19 protein-coding genes are annotated in these 16,267 nt (G+C 70.9%); 6 read left to right on the top strand and 13 right to left on the bottom strand.

From position 1 onward, the window contains the following. Window positions 1-9: 9 nt before the first annotated feature. Complete coding sequence (locus AC1MBW_RS05815; protein WP_480025774.1) at window positions 10-975, bottom strand: hypothetical protein; 966 nt, start codon at window positions 973-975, stop codon at window positions 10-12. A 508-nt stretch (window positions 976-1,483) separates the two neighbouring features. On the opposite strand from AC1MBW_RS05815, the gene AC1MBW_RS05810 reads away from it, so the two are divergent. Further along, complete coding sequence (locus AC1MBW_RS05810) at window positions 1,484-2,443, top strand: AraC family transcriptional regulator (RefSeq protein ID WP_480025773.1); 960 nt, start codon at window positions 1,484-1,486, stop codon at window positions 2,441-2,443. Between the two features lie 67 nt (window positions 2,444-2,510). On the opposite strand, the gene AC1MBW_RS05805 is transcribed toward AC1MBW_RS05810, so the two are convergent. Continuing rightward, entirely contained in the window at window positions 2,511-3,440 is a 930-nt protein-coding gene (locus AC1MBW_RS05805; RefSeq protein ID WP_480025772.1) for a diacylglycerol kinase family protein, read from the bottom strand. Between the two features lie 100 nt (window positions 3,441-3,540). On the opposite strand from AC1MBW_RS05805, the gene AC1MBW_RS05800 reads away from it, so the two are divergent. Together AC1MBW_RS05800 and AC1MBW_RS05795 are read left to right on the top strand one after the other, a co-directional pair. Next, window positions 3,541-3,993, top strand: coding sequence for a DUF4383 domain-containing protein (locus AC1MBW_RS05800; protein ID WP_177174788.1), 453 nt, complete (start codon window positions 3,541-3,543; stop codon window positions 3,991-3,993). 188 nt (window positions 3,994-4,181) lie between these two features. Continuing rightward, a complete protein-coding gene (locus AC1MBW_RS05795) occupies window positions 4,182-4,826 on the top strand; it encodes a biliverdin-producing heme oxygenase (protein ID WP_480025771.1) in 645 nt (214 codons plus the stop codon). 112 nt (window positions 4,827-4,938) lie between these two features. Here the strand turns inward: AC1MBW_RS05795 and AC1MBW_RS05790 are convergent, their stop codons facing one another. Then, a complete protein-coding gene (locus AC1MBW_RS05790) occupies window positions 4,939-6,273 on the bottom strand; it encodes an ATP-dependent DNA helicase (protein ID WP_480026078.1) in 1,335 nt (444 codons plus the stop codon). Window positions 6,274-6,376: 103 nt separating this feature from the next. On the opposite strand from AC1MBW_RS05790, the gene AC1MBW_RS05785 reads away from it, so the two are divergent. Next, on the top strand, window positions 6,377-7,390 hold the full coding sequence (locus tag AC1MBW_RS05785; RefSeq protein WP_480025770.1) for a hypothetical protein: 1,014 nt from the start codon (window positions 6,377-6,379) through the stop codon (window positions 7,388-7,390). A gap of 55 nt (window positions 7,391-7,445) precedes the next feature. Here AC1MBW_RS05785 and AC1MBW_RS05780 read toward each other — a convergent pair whose 3' ends face one another. From AC1MBW_RS05780 to AC1MBW_RS05765, 4 genes are all read right to left on the bottom strand, one after another. After that, complete coding sequence (locus AC1MBW_RS05780) at window positions 7,446-8,156, bottom strand: hypothetical protein (protein WP_480025769.1); 711 nt, start codon at window positions 8,154-8,156, stop codon at window positions 7,446-7,448. Beyond that, complete coding sequence (locus AC1MBW_RS05775) at window positions 8,153-9,046, bottom strand: ATP-binding cassette domain-containing protein (protein WP_480025768.1); 894 nt, start codon at window positions 9,044-9,046, stop codon at window positions 8,153-8,155. The genes AC1MBW_RS05780 and AC1MBW_RS05775 overlap by 4 nt, the downstream gene beginning before the upstream one ends. Further along, entirely contained in the window at window positions 9,043-9,402 is a 360-nt protein-coding gene (locus AC1MBW_RS05770; RefSeq protein ID WP_054145880.1) for a GntR family transcriptional regulator, read from the bottom strand. Before AC1MBW_RS05770 ends, AC1MBW_RS05775 begins: the two co-directional genes overlap by 4 nt. A 73-nt stretch (window positions 9,403-9,475) precedes the next feature. Next, window positions 9,476-10,483 carry a GlxA family transcriptional regulator gene (locus tag AC1MBW_RS05765; protein ID WP_054145881.1) on the bottom strand — a complete coding sequence of 336 codons (1,008 nt, stop codon included), beginning with the start codon at window positions 10,481-10,483 and terminating at the stop codon, window positions 9,476-9,478. A gap of 111 nt (window positions 10,484-10,594) precedes the next feature. Here AC1MBW_RS05765 and AC1MBW_RS05760 point away from each other — a divergent pair, with 111 nt between their 5' ends. Together AC1MBW_RS05760 and AC1MBW_RS05755 are read left to right on the top strand one after the other, a co-directional pair. Then, the gene (locus tag AC1MBW_RS05760) at window positions 10,595-11,221 is read left to right on the top strand and encodes an HD domain-containing protein (RefSeq protein ID WP_480025767.1); all 627 of its coding nucleotides are present in this window, start codon (window positions 10,595-10,597) and stop codon (window positions 11,219-11,221) included. 102 nt (window positions 11,222-11,323) lie between these two features. Further along, the gene (locus AC1MBW_RS05755; protein WP_054145882.1) at window positions 11,324-12,358 is read left to right on the top strand and encodes an LLM class flavin-dependent oxidoreductase; all 1,035 of its coding nucleotides are present in this window, start codon (window positions 11,324-11,326) and stop codon (window positions 12,356-12,358) included. A 24-nt stretch (window positions 12,359-12,382) separates the two neighbouring features. Here AC1MBW_RS05755 and AC1MBW_RS05750 read toward each other — a convergent pair whose 3' ends face one another. From AC1MBW_RS05750 to AC1MBW_RS05725, 6 genes are all read right to left on the bottom strand, one after another. Then, a complete protein-coding gene (locus AC1MBW_RS05750; RefSeq protein ID WP_480025766.1) occupies window positions 12,383-14,368 on the bottom strand; it encodes a bifunctional copper resistance protein CopD/cytochrome c oxidase assembly protein in 1,986 nt (661 codons plus the stop codon). 141 nt (window positions 14,369-14,509) lie between these two features. Beyond that, window positions 14,510-14,797, bottom strand: a complete 288-nt coding sequence (locus tag AC1MBW_RS05745; protein WP_043595940.1) for an HU family DNA-binding protein — start codon at window positions 14,795-14,797, stop codon at window positions 14,510-14,512. 105 nt (window positions 14,798-14,902) lie between these two features. Then, window positions 14,903-15,208: a 30S ribosomal protein S14 gene (gene rpsN, locus AC1MBW_RS05740; protein WP_043595941.1), complete on the bottom strand. Its 306-nt coding sequence runs from the start codon at window positions 15,206-15,208 to the stop codon at window positions 14,903-14,905. A gap of 2 nt (window positions 15,209-15,210) precedes the next feature. Beyond that, complete coding sequence (rpmG, locus tag AC1MBW_RS05735) at window positions 15,211-15,378, bottom strand: 50S ribosomal protein L33 (protein WP_043595944.1); 168 nt, start codon at window positions 15,376-15,378, stop codon at window positions 15,211-15,213. Then, window positions 15,378-15,614 (bottom strand): 50S ribosomal protein L28, encoded by a 237-nt coding sequence (gene rpmB / locus AC1MBW_RS05730; RefSeq protein ID WP_043595945.1) that lies wholly within the window; start codon window positions 15,612-15,614, stop codon window positions 15,378-15,380. The genes rpmG and rpmB overlap by 1 nt, the downstream gene beginning before the upstream one ends. Window positions 15,615-15,836: 222 nt before the next feature. Beyond that, a complete protein-coding gene (locus tag AC1MBW_RS05725) occupies window positions 15,837-16,250 on the bottom strand; it encodes a Fur family transcriptional regulator (protein ID WP_054145907.1) in 414 nt (137 codons plus the stop codon). Window positions 16,251-16,267: the final 17 nt, after the last annotated feature.

Genomic DNA, 16,267 nt, shown 5'->3' with positions numbered 1-16,267 from the left:
CCTGTCTCGTCAGCCTGCCGCAGTCGGCAACTCCTGACCCGTGTGTCGCCGAGGTGAGGCGAGCCGCCAGGCCCTGCGTCCTCGTGGTCCGAGCACTCGCGGCAGTGAGGAGTTCCCGACACCTGCGACGGGTCGCGGACCGCCCGCCGTCCGGATAAGAGCCCTGATCGCGCTGACCGTCACGCCCCACATGTCTTGCACCATCACCGTCCCCGCGCGGAACGGGACAAGACCGTCGCGAGCGATGTCGGCGTCCTTGAGTCGGTCCTTGTCGAAACGTGTCTCGTGGTGCGCTCGTCCATCGGTCTCGAGACCGATGATCCCGTCGACGACCATGTCGATGATCTTCGCGGTGCCGGAGATAGGCACCTGGCGGGCGACGTGATGCCCAGCCCGCCGCAACCTCGTGCCCGCCGCGCTCTCGAGGATGCTCTCGGCGCCCGGATCGCTCCAGGCTACGAGGCCGGCAGCGTCGGCACGTCTTCGGGACAGCACCTCGGCTGCGTCGTCGTCGTCTTCGACGATGCCGGCCCGTCTGGCCCAGTCGACGAGGATGACCGCATCCTCGAACGATCGGGTCTCGACGACTGCCCGAGCCAGGGCGTCACGAGGGTCGACGGCCCAGGTCGAACCCCGATCAGAGAGTTCGAGCGGGTCCCACACGACTCGGACTCCACGCCGCCGTCGCAGCCGCGAAGCCGTCACGGGTACCGACACCGTGACCGGCGGACGGGTCCACGTCCATGCCCCAAGCTGATGCAACGCGGATGCGCCGGTGAGTCGACCACCCACGGCGACCGCGACGTAGCGAGGGTCTCCACGCTCCCAGGTGGAGTACCACCCACGCCGGGGTCTGCTGACCGTGCGTGAACGGACCGCGACGGTCAGGTGTCGGTCGGTGGCGCCCAGGGCGACCAGGTCGTGTTTGTGGAGGAGTCCTCCGGCGGCTGAGACGAATTCGGCGATCGTTGTCATGGTCCACGAGCGTGTCGACGACACGGGCCTCGGGTGGCGCCGGAGTCCGTTGATGTTGAGAGACATCCCGGCGACGCCGTCCGGGAGGATGCGTCGCCCGAGTCCAGGCGAAGGTGCGTCGCGTCGCCCGGGTGACCGGCGCTCCTGCTCCGGGTTCCGAGAACGCCTGACGCGCGCTTCGACCTCCGCGGCTTCTGCCGACTGCGAGGTTGCCGGCCGACGCGACCGGGTCGACCCCTCGTCGAGAAGTCCTGCCTTCAGCCGCGGATCGCAGTGGAGCGAGGGATGGTCGTGCATGCGTTGCAGCACGGGTCAGGAGTTGCCGCCGCTTGCGGGCGAGGGCGCGGGCGCGGGCGCGGGCGCGGGTGTGAGTGGGTGCGGGTGTGGTTGCGGGTGCGGGTGCGGGCGTGGTCACGGAGGAGGGCTGGCTACTCGGGACGGCAGTCGCTGTCAACCCCCCTCCGACCGACTGGTGCGGCATTTGGAGCGCGTGCAACAATTCGCTGAGATGGCTGCCCAGGACGACAAGATCCGCTTCGACGCGCGCGGACGAGATCTGGACGAGGCCGTCGAGATCATGAGTGCCGGGTACAACGGTCGTGGTTTCCAGGTCGCCCCCACCGAGGCGCCTTTCGCGTTCCGGCACACCATCGTCGGCGACGGGGCCATGACCCTGCGCTCGACGTTGTTCATGGGGCGCGTCGACGGGCAGGCCGCCGCGGGGGACGAGCACGTCGTGAACTGGCTGCTCGACGGACGCTCGACCGTCGACAACGGTCGCGACGAGGTGGCCGGCTCCGTCGGGCGACCGATCCTCTTCCCCGAGGGGCGCGAGTTCGAGTTCACCACCGAGGACGTCAACCAGAGCCTGCTGCACCTCTCGAAGTCGGTCGTCGACGAGGTCGCGGCCGAGCGTCACGGCATCATGCCCGGCACGATCCGGTTCGACCACGCCGCCCCCGTCTCGTCCGCCGCCGTGCAGGCCTGGCACGCCACCGTCCGACTGATCGGTCGCGCCTACCTGGGCTCGGGTGAGCCCAGCGACCTGATGCGCACCGAGATGGCCCGGATGGCCGCCGGCGCCCTGCTCGACACCTTCGCCCACACGTCGAGCCCGATGCCCGCAGCCCTGCTCGCGCCGCGCAACGCGAGCCTGCGCCTGGCCGTCGAGTACATGCACGCCAGCGCGCACCTGCCGATCTCGGCCGTCGACATCGCCCGGGAGGCGGGGCTCACCCCGCGGGGGCTGCAACAGGCTTTCAGTCGTCACCTCGACACCACGCCCACGGCCTACCTGCGCGAGATCCGCCTCGAGCGCGTGCACGAGGCCCTGCGCGAAGCCACCCCGGACGCGACGACCGTCGCCGACGTCGCCCGGCACTGGGCGTTCGCCCACCTCGGCAGGTTCTCGGCCGCGTACCAGCAGCGGTTCGGCGAGTACCCCCGCGAGACGCTGCACCGCGGCTGACGTCGGGGGTGCCCGGAGCACGTGGTCCCCTCGCTGCCGAACGCGCCTCCTGGGCTGGTGCCGACGGTCAGCGACCGAGCGCGGCGTAGACGCGCAGCGCACCGGGGACGACCTCGACCGTGACCGGCAGGGGCCCGACGCGCTCGCCGTCGGCGTAGGCGGCGACCCCGTCGGCCTCGATCACGGCCCGACGCACGCGGTGCACGGTCACGTTCGGGTGGCTCAGGTGGGTGCCGCGGAACACGCTCGGGAACAGCCGCACGAACTGCCAGCGCGTCAGCCGCTCGACCACGAGCACGTCGAGCAGTCCGTCGTCGAGCACGGCGTCGGGCGTGACCTTCATGCCGCCGCCGAGCGACTGGCCGTTGCCGACCGAGATGAGGGTGCCCTCGACGGTCGAGGCGACCCCGTCGAGCTCGAGGCGGTAGGCGATCTTCGGCAGACGCACCAGCTCGATCGCGAGGGCGACGTCGTAGCGTCGGCGACCCTTGGGCCAGCTCAGCCGGTTGGCCCGCTCGTTCACGACGGCGTCGAAGCCCGCCGAGACCATGCAGGCGAACCAGGTGGCCCGGCCGTCGGCCTGCAGCACGCGTCCGGCGTCGATGGTGGTCGGCTCGCCCTCGAGCAGTCGGACGAGGAGGCGCGTGGCAGCCTCGGCATCGTCGTGGGGCAGCCCGAAGGCCCGGGCCGTGTCGTTGCCGGTGCCCGTCGGCACCAGTCCCAGCGGCACGTCCGTGCCCGCGACGAGGTTGGCCCCGAGGTTCACCATGCCGTCGCCGCCGACGACGATCAGGGCGTCAGGGCGTCCGCCGTGGTCGGGGTCGAGTTCGCGGCGGGCCGCGGCCACGAGGTCGTCGTAGCTCGACTCGGTGAGCGGGACGACCGTGTGGCCGGCGTCTCGGAGCCCGGCGAGCACCCCGTCGGCGAGGTGCTTCCGGCCGCCGGCGGAGGCGCCGGGGTTGATCGCCACGACCAGGCGGAGGGGCGTCGGGGTCATGGGGTCGATCTTGCCAGCCCCGAGCCCGCACGGCTCGGGCGGCCCGCCGCGGGTGGCGGGCATACTGGACGCTGACCACCTGACGAGAGGCACCCTCACCATGAGCAGCACCCACGGCACCACGACGACCGCGACCCCGGCCCCCTACGAGCCGACGATCCGCGAGTCGCCCAACCGCGGGGCCGGCCTGTTCGTCGGCACGGTCTTCCTGCTGCTCGGCGCCATCGGGTTCCTGGTCGAAGACATGGGCTCGTTCTTCTCCACGCAGGGCGCGTCGCTCTGGTTCGTCTGGAACCTCAACCCCGCGCTGGTGGTCGTCTGGGTGCTGGCCGGTGCCGCGCTGATCATCGCGGGAGCGTCCTCGCGAGCCAGCGCCCGCTACATCAACACCTGGATCGGCCTGATCTTCGTGGTCTTCGGCATCGCCGGGTTCTTCCTCGAGGGCACCGACGTCAACTTCCTGGCGTTCAACCTCGGCGACAACGTCACGCACCTCGCCGGCGGCCTGCTGCTGCTCGCGACCGCCGTGGGGGCCGAGCGCCGCCGCCGCTGAACCGGGCAGCGCCGCACCCCACGGCGCCGCACCCCGCTGCGCCGCGTCTCGTCGCTCTTCGTCGCGCCTCGCAGGGGGCTGCGGGCTGGCTGCACGTCTACCGGGATCGGCCCCGGGGGCTACCGGCACCGCGCCTCCCTGGCTAGGGTTAGGGTCACCTAACCCAGGTCACCCAGGAGGTGCGCACCATGACCGTCGTCATCCCCTTCTCCGAGGCGGTGCGCGAGCGCACCGCCGAGCGGGTCCCCGCCGACGTCGGCTGCTCGTTCATGACCGACCTGCTGATCGGCCGGGGCACACGTGACGACTACGTGCAGTTGCTCGCCCAGCACTACTTCGTCTACGCCGCCCTCGAGGACGCCGCCGTGCGGTGGTCGGGCGACCCGGTCGTGGCTCCGTTCCTCGCTCCGGGGCTGACCCGGCTGCCGGCCATCGAGGCCGACCTGGCGTTCCTGCTCGGTGACGACTGGCGGGCCCGCATCTCGCCGCTGCCGACCACCCGCGCGTACGTCGACCGCATCGAGCAGGCGTCGAGCTGGGCCGGTGGCTTCATCGCTCACCACTACACGCGCTGCCTCGGCGACCTGTCGGGCGGGCACCTGATCCGCAGCATCCTGCAGCGCCGGTTCGGCTTCGACACGAACGGCGTCGGGTTCTTCCTGTTCGCCGAGATCGCCGAGCCGAAGTCGTTCAAGACGACCTACCGCCGCCAGCTCGACGCGGTGGCCTGGTCGGCCGACGAGCGCGAGCACGTGCTCGACGAGGTCTGCGCCGCGTACCGCTTCAGCACCGACCTGTTCACCGACCTCGCGGCCGCGAAGGCCGCCGCCTAGGCGATCGCCGACGGGCCGAGCCGACGGGCCGAGCCGACGGGTCGGGCCGTCGGGCCGACCCCCCAGGCCGCCGGGCCGACCCCCCGGGCCGACGCTTGGTCGGACCGGACGCTCAGCCCGTGGCAGCAGTCGTCGTGTCGTCGCCCACGCGGGCGTCGGCCGCGGCCTCGATGGCCGGCACGCGCGACGCCTCGCTCATGAAGCGGCGCACGTCGAGGTCGACGATGATGTCGGCCGGCCGCAGCGGGCGCGACAGGTACAGCCCCTCGAGCGAGGTGATGCGGCTGAGGGCGACGTAGGTCTGCCCCGCGCTGAACACCCGCGAGCCGAGGTCGACGATGGCCCGGTCGTAGGTCTTGCCCTGGGACTTGTGGATCGTGACGGCCCAGGCGAGACGCAGCGGGAACTGCGTGAACTCGGCCACGACGTCTTTCTTGAGCTGCTTGGTGGTCGCCGAGTACGAGTACTTGTGCTTCTCCCACACGACGGGCTGCACCTCGTGCACCTCGCCGTCGACCTCGACGAAGACGGTGTCGCGCACCCGGGTGACGACGCCCGTGGTGCCGTTGACCCACCGTTGCTCGGAGTCGTTGCGGAGGAACATCACCCGGGCCCCGACCTTGAGCTCGAGGGCCTCGTCGGCCGGGTAGGCCCGCCCACCGAACTCGCCGCTGACCTCGGCCTTGGCGGTCATCACCTTGCCCGACAGGCGATCGAGCTCGACCTTGTTGATGCGGTTGACCGTGTCGTTGCGTGTGGCCAGGGTGATGGCCCCGCCGTCGGTCGGCACGGGGCGTGCCCCGGCGCCGTTCAGCGCCCCGGCGATCTCGGCCGTGACCCGGCCGTGGCGCACGGCGTTCAGCATCTCTTTGAAGTCGCCCTCGGTCTGACGGTGGATGAAGGCCAGCTCGTAGATGCGCAGGCTCGCTTCGGCCCACACCTTGGCGTCGAAGAACCACATCGAGCGGTAGTTGTCCCGGAAGTACTCGCGCTCTTCGGCGTCGCCCGGCACCGGCGGCAGTTGGTACGGGTCGCCGAACAGCACGACCTGCACGCCGCCGAACGGCTCGTGCTTGCGCTGCCGGGCCTGGCGCAGCGAGCGGTCGATGGCGTCCATCAGGTCGGCGTTGACCATCGAGACCTCGTCGATGACGAGCGTGTCGATGGTGTTGAGCAACTTGCGCAGCTCGGCGTTCTGCTCGATGTCGTGATCGGCGATGAGCCCCACCGAGAGGCGGAACAGCGAGTGGATCGTCTGGCCGCCGACGTTGAGGGCGGCGACGCCCGTGGGGGCGCAGATGACGATCTGCTTCGAGGTGTTCCACGACAGGTGGTTCAGCAGCGTCGACTTGCCCGTGCCGGCCCGGCCCGTGACGAAGATGTGCTCGCGGGTGTTCTCGATCGCGTCGTACAGCGCCTGCTGTTCGGCGGAGAGGGCCACGCTCACGACGACGAGCACCTTTCGGGAGGGGGTGGGGGAGGCCACCAATCTACCCGCGACGGCGGTGGTGCTCGGCAGTTCGTGACCCGCGCCTCCTATTGTTGTCGTCATGTCGTCGTCTGTGGGGGAGGAGACACGTCCACCGCTCGGCTGGCCGTTCGTCGCGATCTGGGGCGGGGCGCTGCTCTTCGTGCTGATCGGTTTCTGGGTCACCGTCGTGGCCCTGAACGCCACCGTCTACAGCGCCGCCGGGTTCGCCCGCGGGTACGTGGCGGCGGTCGACCGCGGCGACACGTCGAGCGCGTTGACCCTCGCGGGCGTCACGCCGACCGACCAGCTGGCCGACGCGCTGCTCGAGGTGCCCTCGCTCGGCGGCGTCGACGACGTGACCGAGGTGGGCGACGTCGACCTCGGTGACGACACCCACGCGATCACGCTCTCGTACTCGATGCAGGGCACGTCGGCCACGGCCGAGGCCCCGGCGCAGTCGCAGTTCGTCGTGCAGCGGGTCGGCACCCGGTTCGGGCTGTTCCACTCGTGGCGCTTCGTGCAGGCGCCCACCGCGCAGCTCGACGTGACGCCCCAGCACGACTCCCGCTTCACGGTGGACGGCCGCGACGTCACGACCGACGCCCCCGACGTCGCGACCCGGTTCACGGTGCTCGCGCCGTCACGGTTCGAGCTCGACCACTCGTCGCGCTACCTCGAGGCGCCGACCGTCGAGGCCGACGTGCTCACCGTCGGGGCGACGTCGGGGGTGTCGATCGAGGTGCAGCCCCGGGACGCGTTCGTCCAGGCCGTCCAGGACATGGTCGACCAGCAGCTCGACGAGCAGTGCGTCACGCAGCAGGTGCTGTTGCCGGCCGGGTGCCCCTTCGGCCGCCAGGTCGACGACCGGGTCACGGACGACCCGACGTGGACGGTGCCGGTGCACCCCGTCGTCTCGATCGTGCCGGGCCCGTCGGGCCAGTGGCAGGTGCCCGGCGTGGCCGGCACGGCCCACCTCGTCGTCGGTGCCCAGTCGCTCTTCGACGGCAAGCGCTACACGATCGACGAGGACGTCCCCTTCACCGTCACGTACCTGATGCGCATCAGCACGTCCGACGAGCTGACGTTCGAGTAGACGAGCGGCCCGGCGGGTCGGCCCGACCGCAGGAGGCGCGGGTCGCCTGCGACGGTCAGCGGACGGAGGCGCGGCGCAGGAACGCGAACGTCCCCGCGATCGCCGCCGCCGCCAGCAGCGCGGCGCTGAGCGCCGCCCACCAGCTCTCGTAGTTCGCGAACACGGCGGGCAGCGAGGGGCCGGCGGCCAGGAGCGCCACGGCCAGCACCAGGACGACGCCGATCGAGATGCCCAGCGGGCCCCGCGGCCCGAACCGCAGCCAGGCCGCTCCGAACACCCCGCCGGCCGTCTGGGCGACGAGGGCGCCGAGGAACACGATCGGGACGAGCACGCCCAGGTCACCGGCACCGAGGACGTTGACGTCGAAGACGTAGAAGCCGCCGAACCAGTGGTCGGTCAGCACCTCGAGCGCGAGCAGGGCGGCGAACACCCCGGTCAGGTAGAGCGAGACGAGGGTGTGGGTCACGGCGGTGCCCAGCGCGAACGCCCGTCGCGTCGCCCCGAACGAGGCGGCGAGGGGGAAGGTCGAGGCGACCGAGGCCACGCCCATGGCGACGAGGTACCCGGACTGGGCCCACACGACGCCCGGATTGAAGCGTGCGCCGGTGGCGTACGAGGCGCCGTCGTCGTAGGCGCCCGAGCGCTGCAGCGTGACCTGGATCACCACGGTGACGGCGAACGTGATGGCGACGATGAGCAACGGCACGAGCAGGACGCCGCGTCGGCGGGCGAACTGCAGGCGGACGACGGGCGGGACGCTCTTCACGAGGTGGCTCCTTCGAGTTCGGTGTCGCGCGAGCCGAGGGCCGCGACGACCTGTTGCAGTGAGACCCCCGAGAGCTCGACGCCCGCCGCGGCGGCGTCGGCTCGCGCGGTGCGGTCGGTGGCGCCGTCCACCACCGCCGTCTTCAGTCCGCCGACCGCGTGCCGGGACAGGAGGCGGCGCCCGACGGCGAACCGGTCGACGGCGGATGCCGTCCCGGCGACCTGGTAGGCGGAAGCCCGGGCCTCGTCGACGTCGGAGTCGAGCCGCACCCGGCCCTCGTCGAGCACGACCACCCGTTCGAGCAGGGCCTCCATCTCGTCGATCAGGTGCGTCGAGAGCAGGATCGTGCGCGGGTGGGCCGAGTAGTCGGCGAGCAGGCGGTCGTAGAACAGCTGACGGGCCGTGGCGTCGAGCCCGAGGTAGGGCTCGTCGAAGATCGTCAGCGGGGCCCGCGAGGCCATGCCGATCACGATCGACGCGGCGGACAGCTGCCCGCGCGACATCTTCTTCAGGTCGGTCTTCTCGGGCACCCGCAGGTCGGCGGCGAGATCACGGGCGAGCGCGGCGTCCCACCCGCGGTGGAAGGCCGGTGCCACCGAGAGCACGTGCTTCAGCCGGAAGCCGTCCGGGTACCGCTGGCTGTCGCGCACGAACGACACCCGTGACAGGACGTCGGCATGGTCCGCGGGCTCTCGGCCGAAGACCCGCACCGCGCCTCCCGACGGCCGTTCCTGGCCGGCGACGCAGGCCATCAGCGTCGTCTTGCCGGCGCCGTTGCGGCCGAGGAGGCCGCAGATGACCCCCTCGTCGACGCTGAGGTCGACGCCGTCCAGGGCGCGCGAGGAGCCGTAACGACGGCTCAGGTCGGTGATCTCGATCACGGGGCTCATGACTGGTCCTCTTGTTCGATCAGGTGGTGGAGGGCGGCGGCGTCGATGCCCAGCGCGCGTGCCTCGGCCACCAGCGGGCGCACGTACTCGTCGGCGAAGCGGGCCCGGCGATGGTCGGCCAGGCGCTCGCGGGCACCGGTCGCGACGAACATGCCGACGCCCCGGCGCTTGTAGAGGATGCCGCGGTCGACCAGCAGGTTGACGGCCTTGCCGGCCGTGGCCGGGTTGATCCGGTAGAACGCGGCGAGCTCGGTGGTCGACGCCACCGGTGCCTCGTCGGCGTAGGTGCCGTCGAGCACGTCCTTCTCGATCTGCGCAGCGAGCTGCTGGAAGATCGGCGTCCCGTCGTCGAGCACGACTGCTCCTTTGGTTAGCTACTTGAGTAGTTAACCTAGGAGGCGCGGGTCGGCCTGTCAAGGACCGTCCCGTTCAGGCGCTGGCGGCTCCCGCCCGCTCGAGGTCGCGCACGTCGTCGACGCCGCCGAAGGTCGTGCGGTAGGCACGCGGGGTCGTGCCGAGCACGCGCGCGAAGTGGTGTCGCAGCACGGCCGCCGAACCGAAGCCGACCTCGTCGGCGATCGCGTCGATGCCGAGCCCCGTGGTCTCGAGCAGCTCCTGCGACCGCAGGAGGCGCTGGCGGGTGAGCCACGCCCCGGGCGTCGCCCCCAGCTCGGCCTTGAAGCGACGGGCGAACGTGCGCGGCGACATGTGCGCCCTCGCAGCCAGCCCCTCGATGCTCAGGTCGTCGCGGAGGTGCCCGAGCATCCAGTCGGTGAGCGGCGCGAGCGAGTCGTCGACCTCGACCGGGAGCGGGGTCTTGATGAACTGGCTCTGGCCGCCGTCGCGGTGCGGCGGCACGACCATCCGACGGGCGATCACGTTCGCGGCGGCGGCGCCGTGCTCGCGGCGGACGAGGTGCAGGCAGGCGTCGATGCCGGCGGCCGTGCCCGCGCTCGTGATGACGCGGCGGTCCTCGACGAAGAGCACGTCGGCGTCGACCTCGACCGCGGGGTGGTCGCGTTGCAGGGCGTCCGAGTAGCGCCAGTGGGTCGTCGCCCGGCGGCCGTCGAGCAGCCCGGCCTCGGCCAGGACGAACGCCCCGCTGCACACGCTGAGCAACCACGCCCCGCGGGCCTCGGCCGCGACGAGCAGCTCGCGCACGGCCGGCGAGACGAGCTCGGCCTGATCGGGCCGGTTCCAGAGGGCCGGCACGCAGATGACGTCGGCGTCGGCCGCGGCACCCAGGTCGAGGTCGACCGTGATGGAGAAGCCCTGGTTCGTGCGGACGAGCCCCGGGTGCTCGGTCACGATGCGGTGCTCGAACGGAGGCGCGCCCTCGTCGGTCCGGTCGAGGCCGAACACCTCGCAGAGCACCCCGAACTCGAAGGGCGCGACGCCGTCGGCGACGATCGTGGCGACGGTGCGGAACGGGGGCATGGGGTCTCCTGGGCGGGCTGGCTGACCGGGCTGGCGGTGTGGCGGGATCTTGACGAGTGATGGCCAGACTGCCACTCGTGGCAGGACCTGTCCACTCGTAGAGTTCCTGCCATGACCGCCGAACCCCGACCGACCGCCGCCGTCCTCGACGACCTGCTCGCGCCTCCTACGCCCGTGGCAGCCCGCGCCCTCGAGGCGGCCGCCGTCGTGTCGAGCCCGGCCCTCCTCGCGCACAGCCGACGCTCGGCGGCGCTCGCCGTGGCCCTGGGGCGACGCGAGGGGCTGGCGTTCGACCACGAGTTGCTGTTCGTGGCGGCGGCGCTGCACGACGTCGGGCTGGCCGGCCCGTTCGACAGCCACGCCGAGCCCTTCGAACGGGCCGGGGGAGAGGTCGCGCGCGTGTTCGCGACCGGGGCGGAGTGGTCGTCCGACCGGTCGCAGCGGGTGGTCGACGTCATCGTGCGGCACATGTGGCCCGCGGTCTCGCCCGGCCTCGACGTCGAGGGGCACCTGCTCGAGCGCGCGACGAGCCTCGACGTGTCGGGGGTGGGCGGCGACGACTGGCCGGTCGAGCTCGTCGGCGCCCTCGTCGAGCGGGTGCCGCGCGACGGCTTCGGCGCCGAGTTCGGCGGGCTGATGTCGGCGCAGGCGCACCGGAAGCCCGGGTCCGAGGCCGGCCGGACGATCCGGGGCGGCATGCGCGACCGGATCGTCGCGAACCCGCTCGACCGCCTCTGACCCCGCCGTCCGCGCACCCGGAGCCCCGGCGCCCGGGCCCCTCCCGCGATCGCCCTCCATCGGTTAGAATGATGCAAACGTATGAATTTGGAGAGCACCCGCATGGCACACCCCCTCGAGTTCGGCCTCGACACCTTCGGCGACATCACCGACCGCCTCGACGGCAGCCCGGTCACGCACGCCCAGGCCATCCGCAACCTGGTGGAGCAGGCCGTGCTCGCCGATCAGGTGGGCCTCGACTTCATCGGCGTCGGCGAGCACCACCGCGAGGACTTCGCCGTCTCGGCCCCCGAGGTCGTGCTCGCCGCCATCGCCGCCCGCACGAAGACGATCCGCCTGGGCTCGGCCGTCACCGTCCTCAGCTCGGACGACCCCGTGCGCGTGTTCCAGCGCTTCGCCACGGTCGACGCGATCTCGAACGGCCGCGCCGAGGTCATCCTCGGCCGTGGCTCGTTCACCGAGTCGTTCCCGCTCTTCGGCCTCGACCTGCAGGACTACGAGGTGCTCTTCGAGGAGAAGATCCAGCTCTTCGCCGAGCTGCTGAAGGAGGGCCCGACGACCTGGTCGGGCACCGTCCGGGCCGGTCTCGACGCACAAGAGGTCTACCCCAAGACCGAGGGCGGCTCGATCCGCACCTGGGTCGGCGTCGGCGGATCGCCGCAGTCGGTCATCCGCGCCGCGCACTACGGCTTCCCGCTCTTCCTCGCGATCATCGGCGGCCAGCCCGCCCAGTTCGCGCCCTACGCCGACCTCTACCGACGTGCCCTCGGCGAGTTCGGCCACGACTCGCAGCCGATCGCGATGCACTCGCCCGGTTTCGTGGCCGAGACCGACGCCGAAGCCAAGGAGGCGCTGTTCCCGTATCAAGAGGAGCAGACGAACCAGCTCGGTCGCGAACGCGGCTGGCCCCCCTACAGCCGTGCGCAGTACGAGGCCAGTGCCAGCTCGACCGGTGCGCTCTACGTGGGGTCCCCCGAGACCGTCGCCACGAAGATCGCGCAGAACATGCGCCTCCTCGGCGCCACGCGCTTCGACATGCGGTACAGCATGGGCCGCCTGCCGCACGAACTCATGATGCGCAGCATCGAGCTGTACGGCACGAAGGTCGTGCCGCTGGTGCGCGAGATGCTCGCCTGACCCGACCCGCGCCTCCTCGGGGCGTCAGCGGGTGCGCTCGCGCTGGTGCGACAGTGCCTCGAGCTGCTCGTTGTAGGCCCTGAGCTCGGCGTCGTCGTCTCGCTCGGCCTGGCGGTCCTTGCGGACGGCTTCACGACCGTCGCTGCGGCTCCACATGATCGCCACCGCGACGGCCATGACGATCGTCGGGATCTCGCCGACGCTCCAGGCGATGCCGCCGGCCACGTACTGGTCTTGCATCGGGGTGGGCCCCCAGGTGCGACCCATGGCGCCGTACCAGTCGGCGAGGAAGAGCCCCGTGGCGCTCATGATGCCCAGGCCGAAGAACGCGTGGAACGCCATGGTCCCGAGCAACACGACGAGTCGGGCGGGGTAGGGGAGTCGACCCTTGACCGGGTCGATGCCGATCATCGACTGCACGAAGAGGTAGCCGGTGATCAGGAAGTGCACGATCATCCAGTAGTGGCCGATGTGCGTGGTGGTCGCCCAGCTGAACAACGGCGTGTAGTAGAACGCCCACAGCGAGCCCGCGAACAGCACCGCCGAGATGATCGGGTTGCTGACGAACGTCGCGAACCGCGAGTGCACCAGGATCATGATCCACTCGCGACCGCCCCGCGTGCCGTCGCTGCGCTTCTTGATGGTGCGCAGTGCGAGCGTGACCGGGGCGCCGGGCACGAGCAGCACGGGCACGAGCATGCCCAGCGCCATGTGCGCGAGCATGTGCGTGCTGAAGAGGTACTCCTCGTAGACGTTCGGTGCACCGCAGGTGATGTAGAACAGCACGACGAGGCCCGCCACCCACGAGACGGTCCGGCCGACCGGCCAGCGGTCGCCGCGGCGGTGCAGGCGCACGACGCCGGCCAGGTAGAAGAAGACGCCGAAGGCGCAGAGCAGGCCCCAGAGCAGGTCGACGTTCCACTCGGTGAGGTAGCGCAGGGGCGTCAGCTCGGGCGGCAGGGCCTCTTCGGTGAGGATGACCGCGGCGGTCGGATCGGCGAGGTCGCTCGCGGCGACCTGCTCGACCGGGGTGGCCGTCCGGGCGAGGGCGGCCGCGACGCCCGAGGCGAGCCCCATGAACGCGAGCTCGGCGGTGACGAACCACCAGAAGAGCTTCGCCGTCGCGGTGGGGTGGGTGGCGAGGCGGCCGACGAGCCAGCGGCGCTGCACGACGCCGAACAAGCCCAGCGCGACGAGGGCGAACGTCTTGACCAGCACGAGCACGCCGTAGCCCGACGTCAGGGCCGACCAGTCGCCGATGCGGATCGCGGCGCTGCCGATGCCCGACACCGCGACGACCACGAAGCAGACGATGGCCACGCTCGAGTAACGCGCGAGCACGACCGCGAGGCGTCCGCTCGAGAGGTGTCCGCGCAGCAGCACGATGGCGAGCAGGCCACCCAGCCAGACGGAGGCCCCCACCAGGTGCAGGGCGAGGTCGGTGACGGCGGCGTCGTGCCCGCTCGTGCCGGCCGCGTGGCCCTGCTCGGCGATGGGGATGAGCCCACCGGCGGCGAGCACCGTCACGGCGACGATCAACCAGATGTTGCGGACGATGAAGCAGAGCACCGTGACGGTCGCCGCGATCAGCGTCGTGATGAGCCAGGCGGTGCCGAGCTCGGTGTTCGTCAGGAAGAACGCGAGCGTCCGCCCGAACTGGTCGTCGAAGGTGACCGGGACGTTGGCGACGCTGAGGAACGTGAAGAAGGTGGTGATCGCCGAGGCGACGGCCCAGAAGCCGGCGGCGGCCGCGGCGACGTCCATGGCGCGGTCGTACTCGGCCTCGCGTCGCGTGAGTGCGAAGCAGGTCAGGAAGAGTGTGCCGATGGTGAGGGCCGCGCCGATGTTGCCCAGCATCTTGGCCATGGGCAGGCCGTAGCGCACGACCTCGCCGGGGTCGACGACGAGGGGCGCGTCGGCCGCCCCGCCGAACTGCAGTGCGGCGAGGAGGGACGCGAACGCCACCAGCACGAGCAGTGCGGGCGCCGTGGTGCGAGCGAGTCTGGGCATCGTCTACCAGGGTAAGTCGGATCGCCTGGTGAACAGGCGGGGGTGAGGGTCGTCGCTCGACGTCGAGTGATCGGAACGAGAGAAGGGGCGGGACGACCGATGGTCGTCACGCCCCTTCTCGGGTGCTCGTGAGAGCGAGGACTACTTGACGGCAGCCTTGAGCTTGCTGCCGGCGCTGACCTTGACGCTGTCGCTGGCGGCGATCTCGAGGGCCTCACCCGTCTGCGGGTTGCGGCCGGTGCGAGCGGCGCGGTGCGTCTTCTCGAAGGCGATCCACCCGGGGATGGTGACCTTCGTGCCGTCGGCGACCGACTTCGAGACGACGGAGAAGAACGCGTCGACGACGCCGCTGACGGCGGCCTGGCTCTGGCCGGACTCGGATGCGACAGCTGCGACGAGCTCGGTACGGTTCAGTGACTTGTCAGCCATGTAAATGTCCTCCTCGGACTTCATTCGGTGTGACGAGACACGGCGTTCACCATGCCTGTGCGATCGAGACCAGAGAGCCGAGGGCCCTGTGGAACCGGTTGAAACCTACCAGGAAGACTTCGTGATGCCCGGCAACTCGCCACGGTGGGCCATGTCGCGGAAACGCACGCGGCTGATGCCGTAGGCCTTGAGGTGACCGCGGGGGCGGCCGTCGACCGAGTCGCGGTTGCGGAGGCGGACCGGCGACGCGTTGCGCGGCAGCTTCTGCAGACCGAGGCGAGCGGCCTCGCGGCTCTCGTCGGAACCGTTCGGGTCGATCAGGGCCTTCTTCAGCTCGAGACGCTTCTCGGCGTAGCGGGCCACGATCTCGGCGCGCTGGTTGTTCTTGGCGATCATGCTCTTCTTGGCCATTTTTAGCGCTCCTCGCGGAATTCGACGTGCTTGCGAATCACCGGGTCGTACTTCTTCAGCACGAGACGGTCGGGGTTGTTGCGACGGTTCTTCTTGGTCACGTACGTGAAACCGGTGCCCGCCGTCGAGCGGAGCTTGATGATGGGACGGACGTCCTGTTGACGAGCCATTAGATCTTCTCCCCACGAGCGAGCAGGTCCTTGACGACCGACTCGATGCCACGAGCGTCGATGACCTTGATGCCCTTGGCGCTGAGCTGCAGCGTCACGTTACGACGAAGCGACGGCACGTAGTACGTCTTCTTCTGGATGTTCGGGTCGAAACGACGCTTGGTGCGTCGGTGCGAGTGCGAGATGTTGTGTCCGAAGCCGGGAACGGCTCCGGTCACCTGGCAGGTTGCTGCCATGGTTTTCCTCCGTAGATACCGTGAGGGCCGGAGCCCTCACCCAAGGTCACTTGTCGGCGCGCCGGTCCCCCTTGCCCGATCGAAGGATCGGGCGATGGTGCCGGGAGGCGGTGCACATGGGCGCAGAGAGCACCCAACCAAAGGGAGAGCTTACGCGACACGCCCGGACCCACGCAACCCGCGCCTCCTCGGCCTGACGGATCGGGGACGAGGAGGCGCGGCTCAGCGGATCGCGGAGGCGTCGGCGGCCGCGCGGGCCTCGGCCGTGCACGCCGGGCACAGGCCGAACACGTCGACCACGTGCTGCGCCTCGGTGAACCCGTGCGTCGCGGCGACGTGCTGGGCCCAGGTCTCGACCTCGTCGGCCTCGATCTCGACGGTGGTGCCGCAGTTGCGGCAGATGAGGTGGTGGTGGTGCGTGCCCGGGGTGCAGGCGCGGTAGAGGCTCTCGCCCTCTTGCTGCAGCGAGTCGGCCGAGCCGTCGGCGGCGAGGTCGGCGAGGGCCCGGTAGACCGTGGCCAGGCCGATGCCGGTCTCGCGCAGGTGGGCGTGCAGTGCCTGGGCGCTGACGAACCCCTCGCTCGTGCCGAGTGCTTCTCGCACGGCCTCGCGTTGCCACGTGTTGCGTCGGACCACCACGTCGTCCTGCCTCT

The organism is Frigoribacterium sp. AP1 (assembly GCF_056680555.1).
Note: the sequence above shows the minus strand (reverse complement) of the source record. Positions and strands in the feature narration are given on the sequence as shown.

Excerpts from the sequence above, each read along its gene's own strand:
- AC1MBW_RS05815 (WP_480025774.1), bottom strand. The coding sequence starts at position 975 with ATGACAACGATCGCCGAATTCGTCTCAGCCGCCGGAGGACTCCTCCAC.
- AC1MBW_RS05810 (WP_480025773.1), top strand. The coding sequence starts at position 1,484 with ATGGCTGCCCAGGACGACAAGATCCGCTTCGACGCGCGCGGACGAGAT.
- AC1MBW_RS05805 (WP_480025772.1), bottom strand. The coding sequence starts at position 3,440 with ATGACCCCGACGCCCCTCCGCCTGGTCGTGGCGATCAACCCCGGCGCC.
- AC1MBW_RS05800 (WP_177174788.1), top strand. The coding sequence starts at position 3,541 with ATGAGCAGCACCCACGGCACCACGACGACCGCGACCCCGGCCCCCTAC.
- AC1MBW_RS05795 (WP_480025771.1), top strand. The coding sequence starts at position 4,182 with ATGACCGTCGTCATCCCCTTCTCCGAGGCGGTGCGCGAGCGCACCGCC.
- AC1MBW_RS05785 (WP_480025770.1), top strand. The coding sequence starts at position 6,377 with ATGTCGTCGTCTGTGGGGGAGGAGACACGTCCACCGCTCGGCTGGCCG.
- AC1MBW_RS05775 (WP_480025768.1), bottom strand. The coding sequence starts at position 9,046 with ATGAGCCCCGTGATCGAGATCACCGACCTGAGCCGTCGTTACGGCTCC.
- AC1MBW_RS05765 (WP_054145881.1), bottom strand. The coding sequence starts at position 10,483 with ATGCCCCCGTTCCGCACCGTCGCCACGATCGTCGCCGACGGCGTCGCG.
- AC1MBW_RS05760 (WP_480025767.1), top strand. The coding sequence starts at position 10,595 with ATGACCGCCGAACCCCGACCGACCGCCGCCGTCCTCGACGACCTGCTC.
- AC1MBW_RS05755 (WP_054145882.1), top strand. The coding sequence starts at position 11,324 with ATGGCACACCCCCTCGAGTTCGGCCTCGACACCTTCGGCGACATCACC.
- AC1MBW_RS05750 (WP_480025766.1), bottom strand. The coding sequence starts at position 14,368 with ATGCCCAGACTCGCTCGCACCACGGCGCCCGCACTGCTCGTGCTGGTG.
- AC1MBW_RS05745 (WP_043595940.1), bottom strand. The coding sequence starts at position 14,797 with ATGGCTGACAAGTCACTGAACCGTACCGAGCTCGTCGCAGCTGTCGCA.
- rpsN (WP_043595941.1), bottom strand. The coding sequence starts at position 15,208 with ATGGCCAAGAAGAGCATGATCGCCAAGAACAACCAGCGCGCCGAGATC.
- rpmG (WP_043595944.1), bottom strand. The coding sequence starts at position 15,378 with ATGGCTCGTCAACAGGACGTCCGTCCCATCATCAAGCTCCGCTCGACG.
- rpmB (WP_043595945.1), bottom strand. The coding sequence starts at position 15,614 with ATGGCAGCAACCTGCCAGGTGACCGGAGCCGTTCCCGGCTTCGGACAC.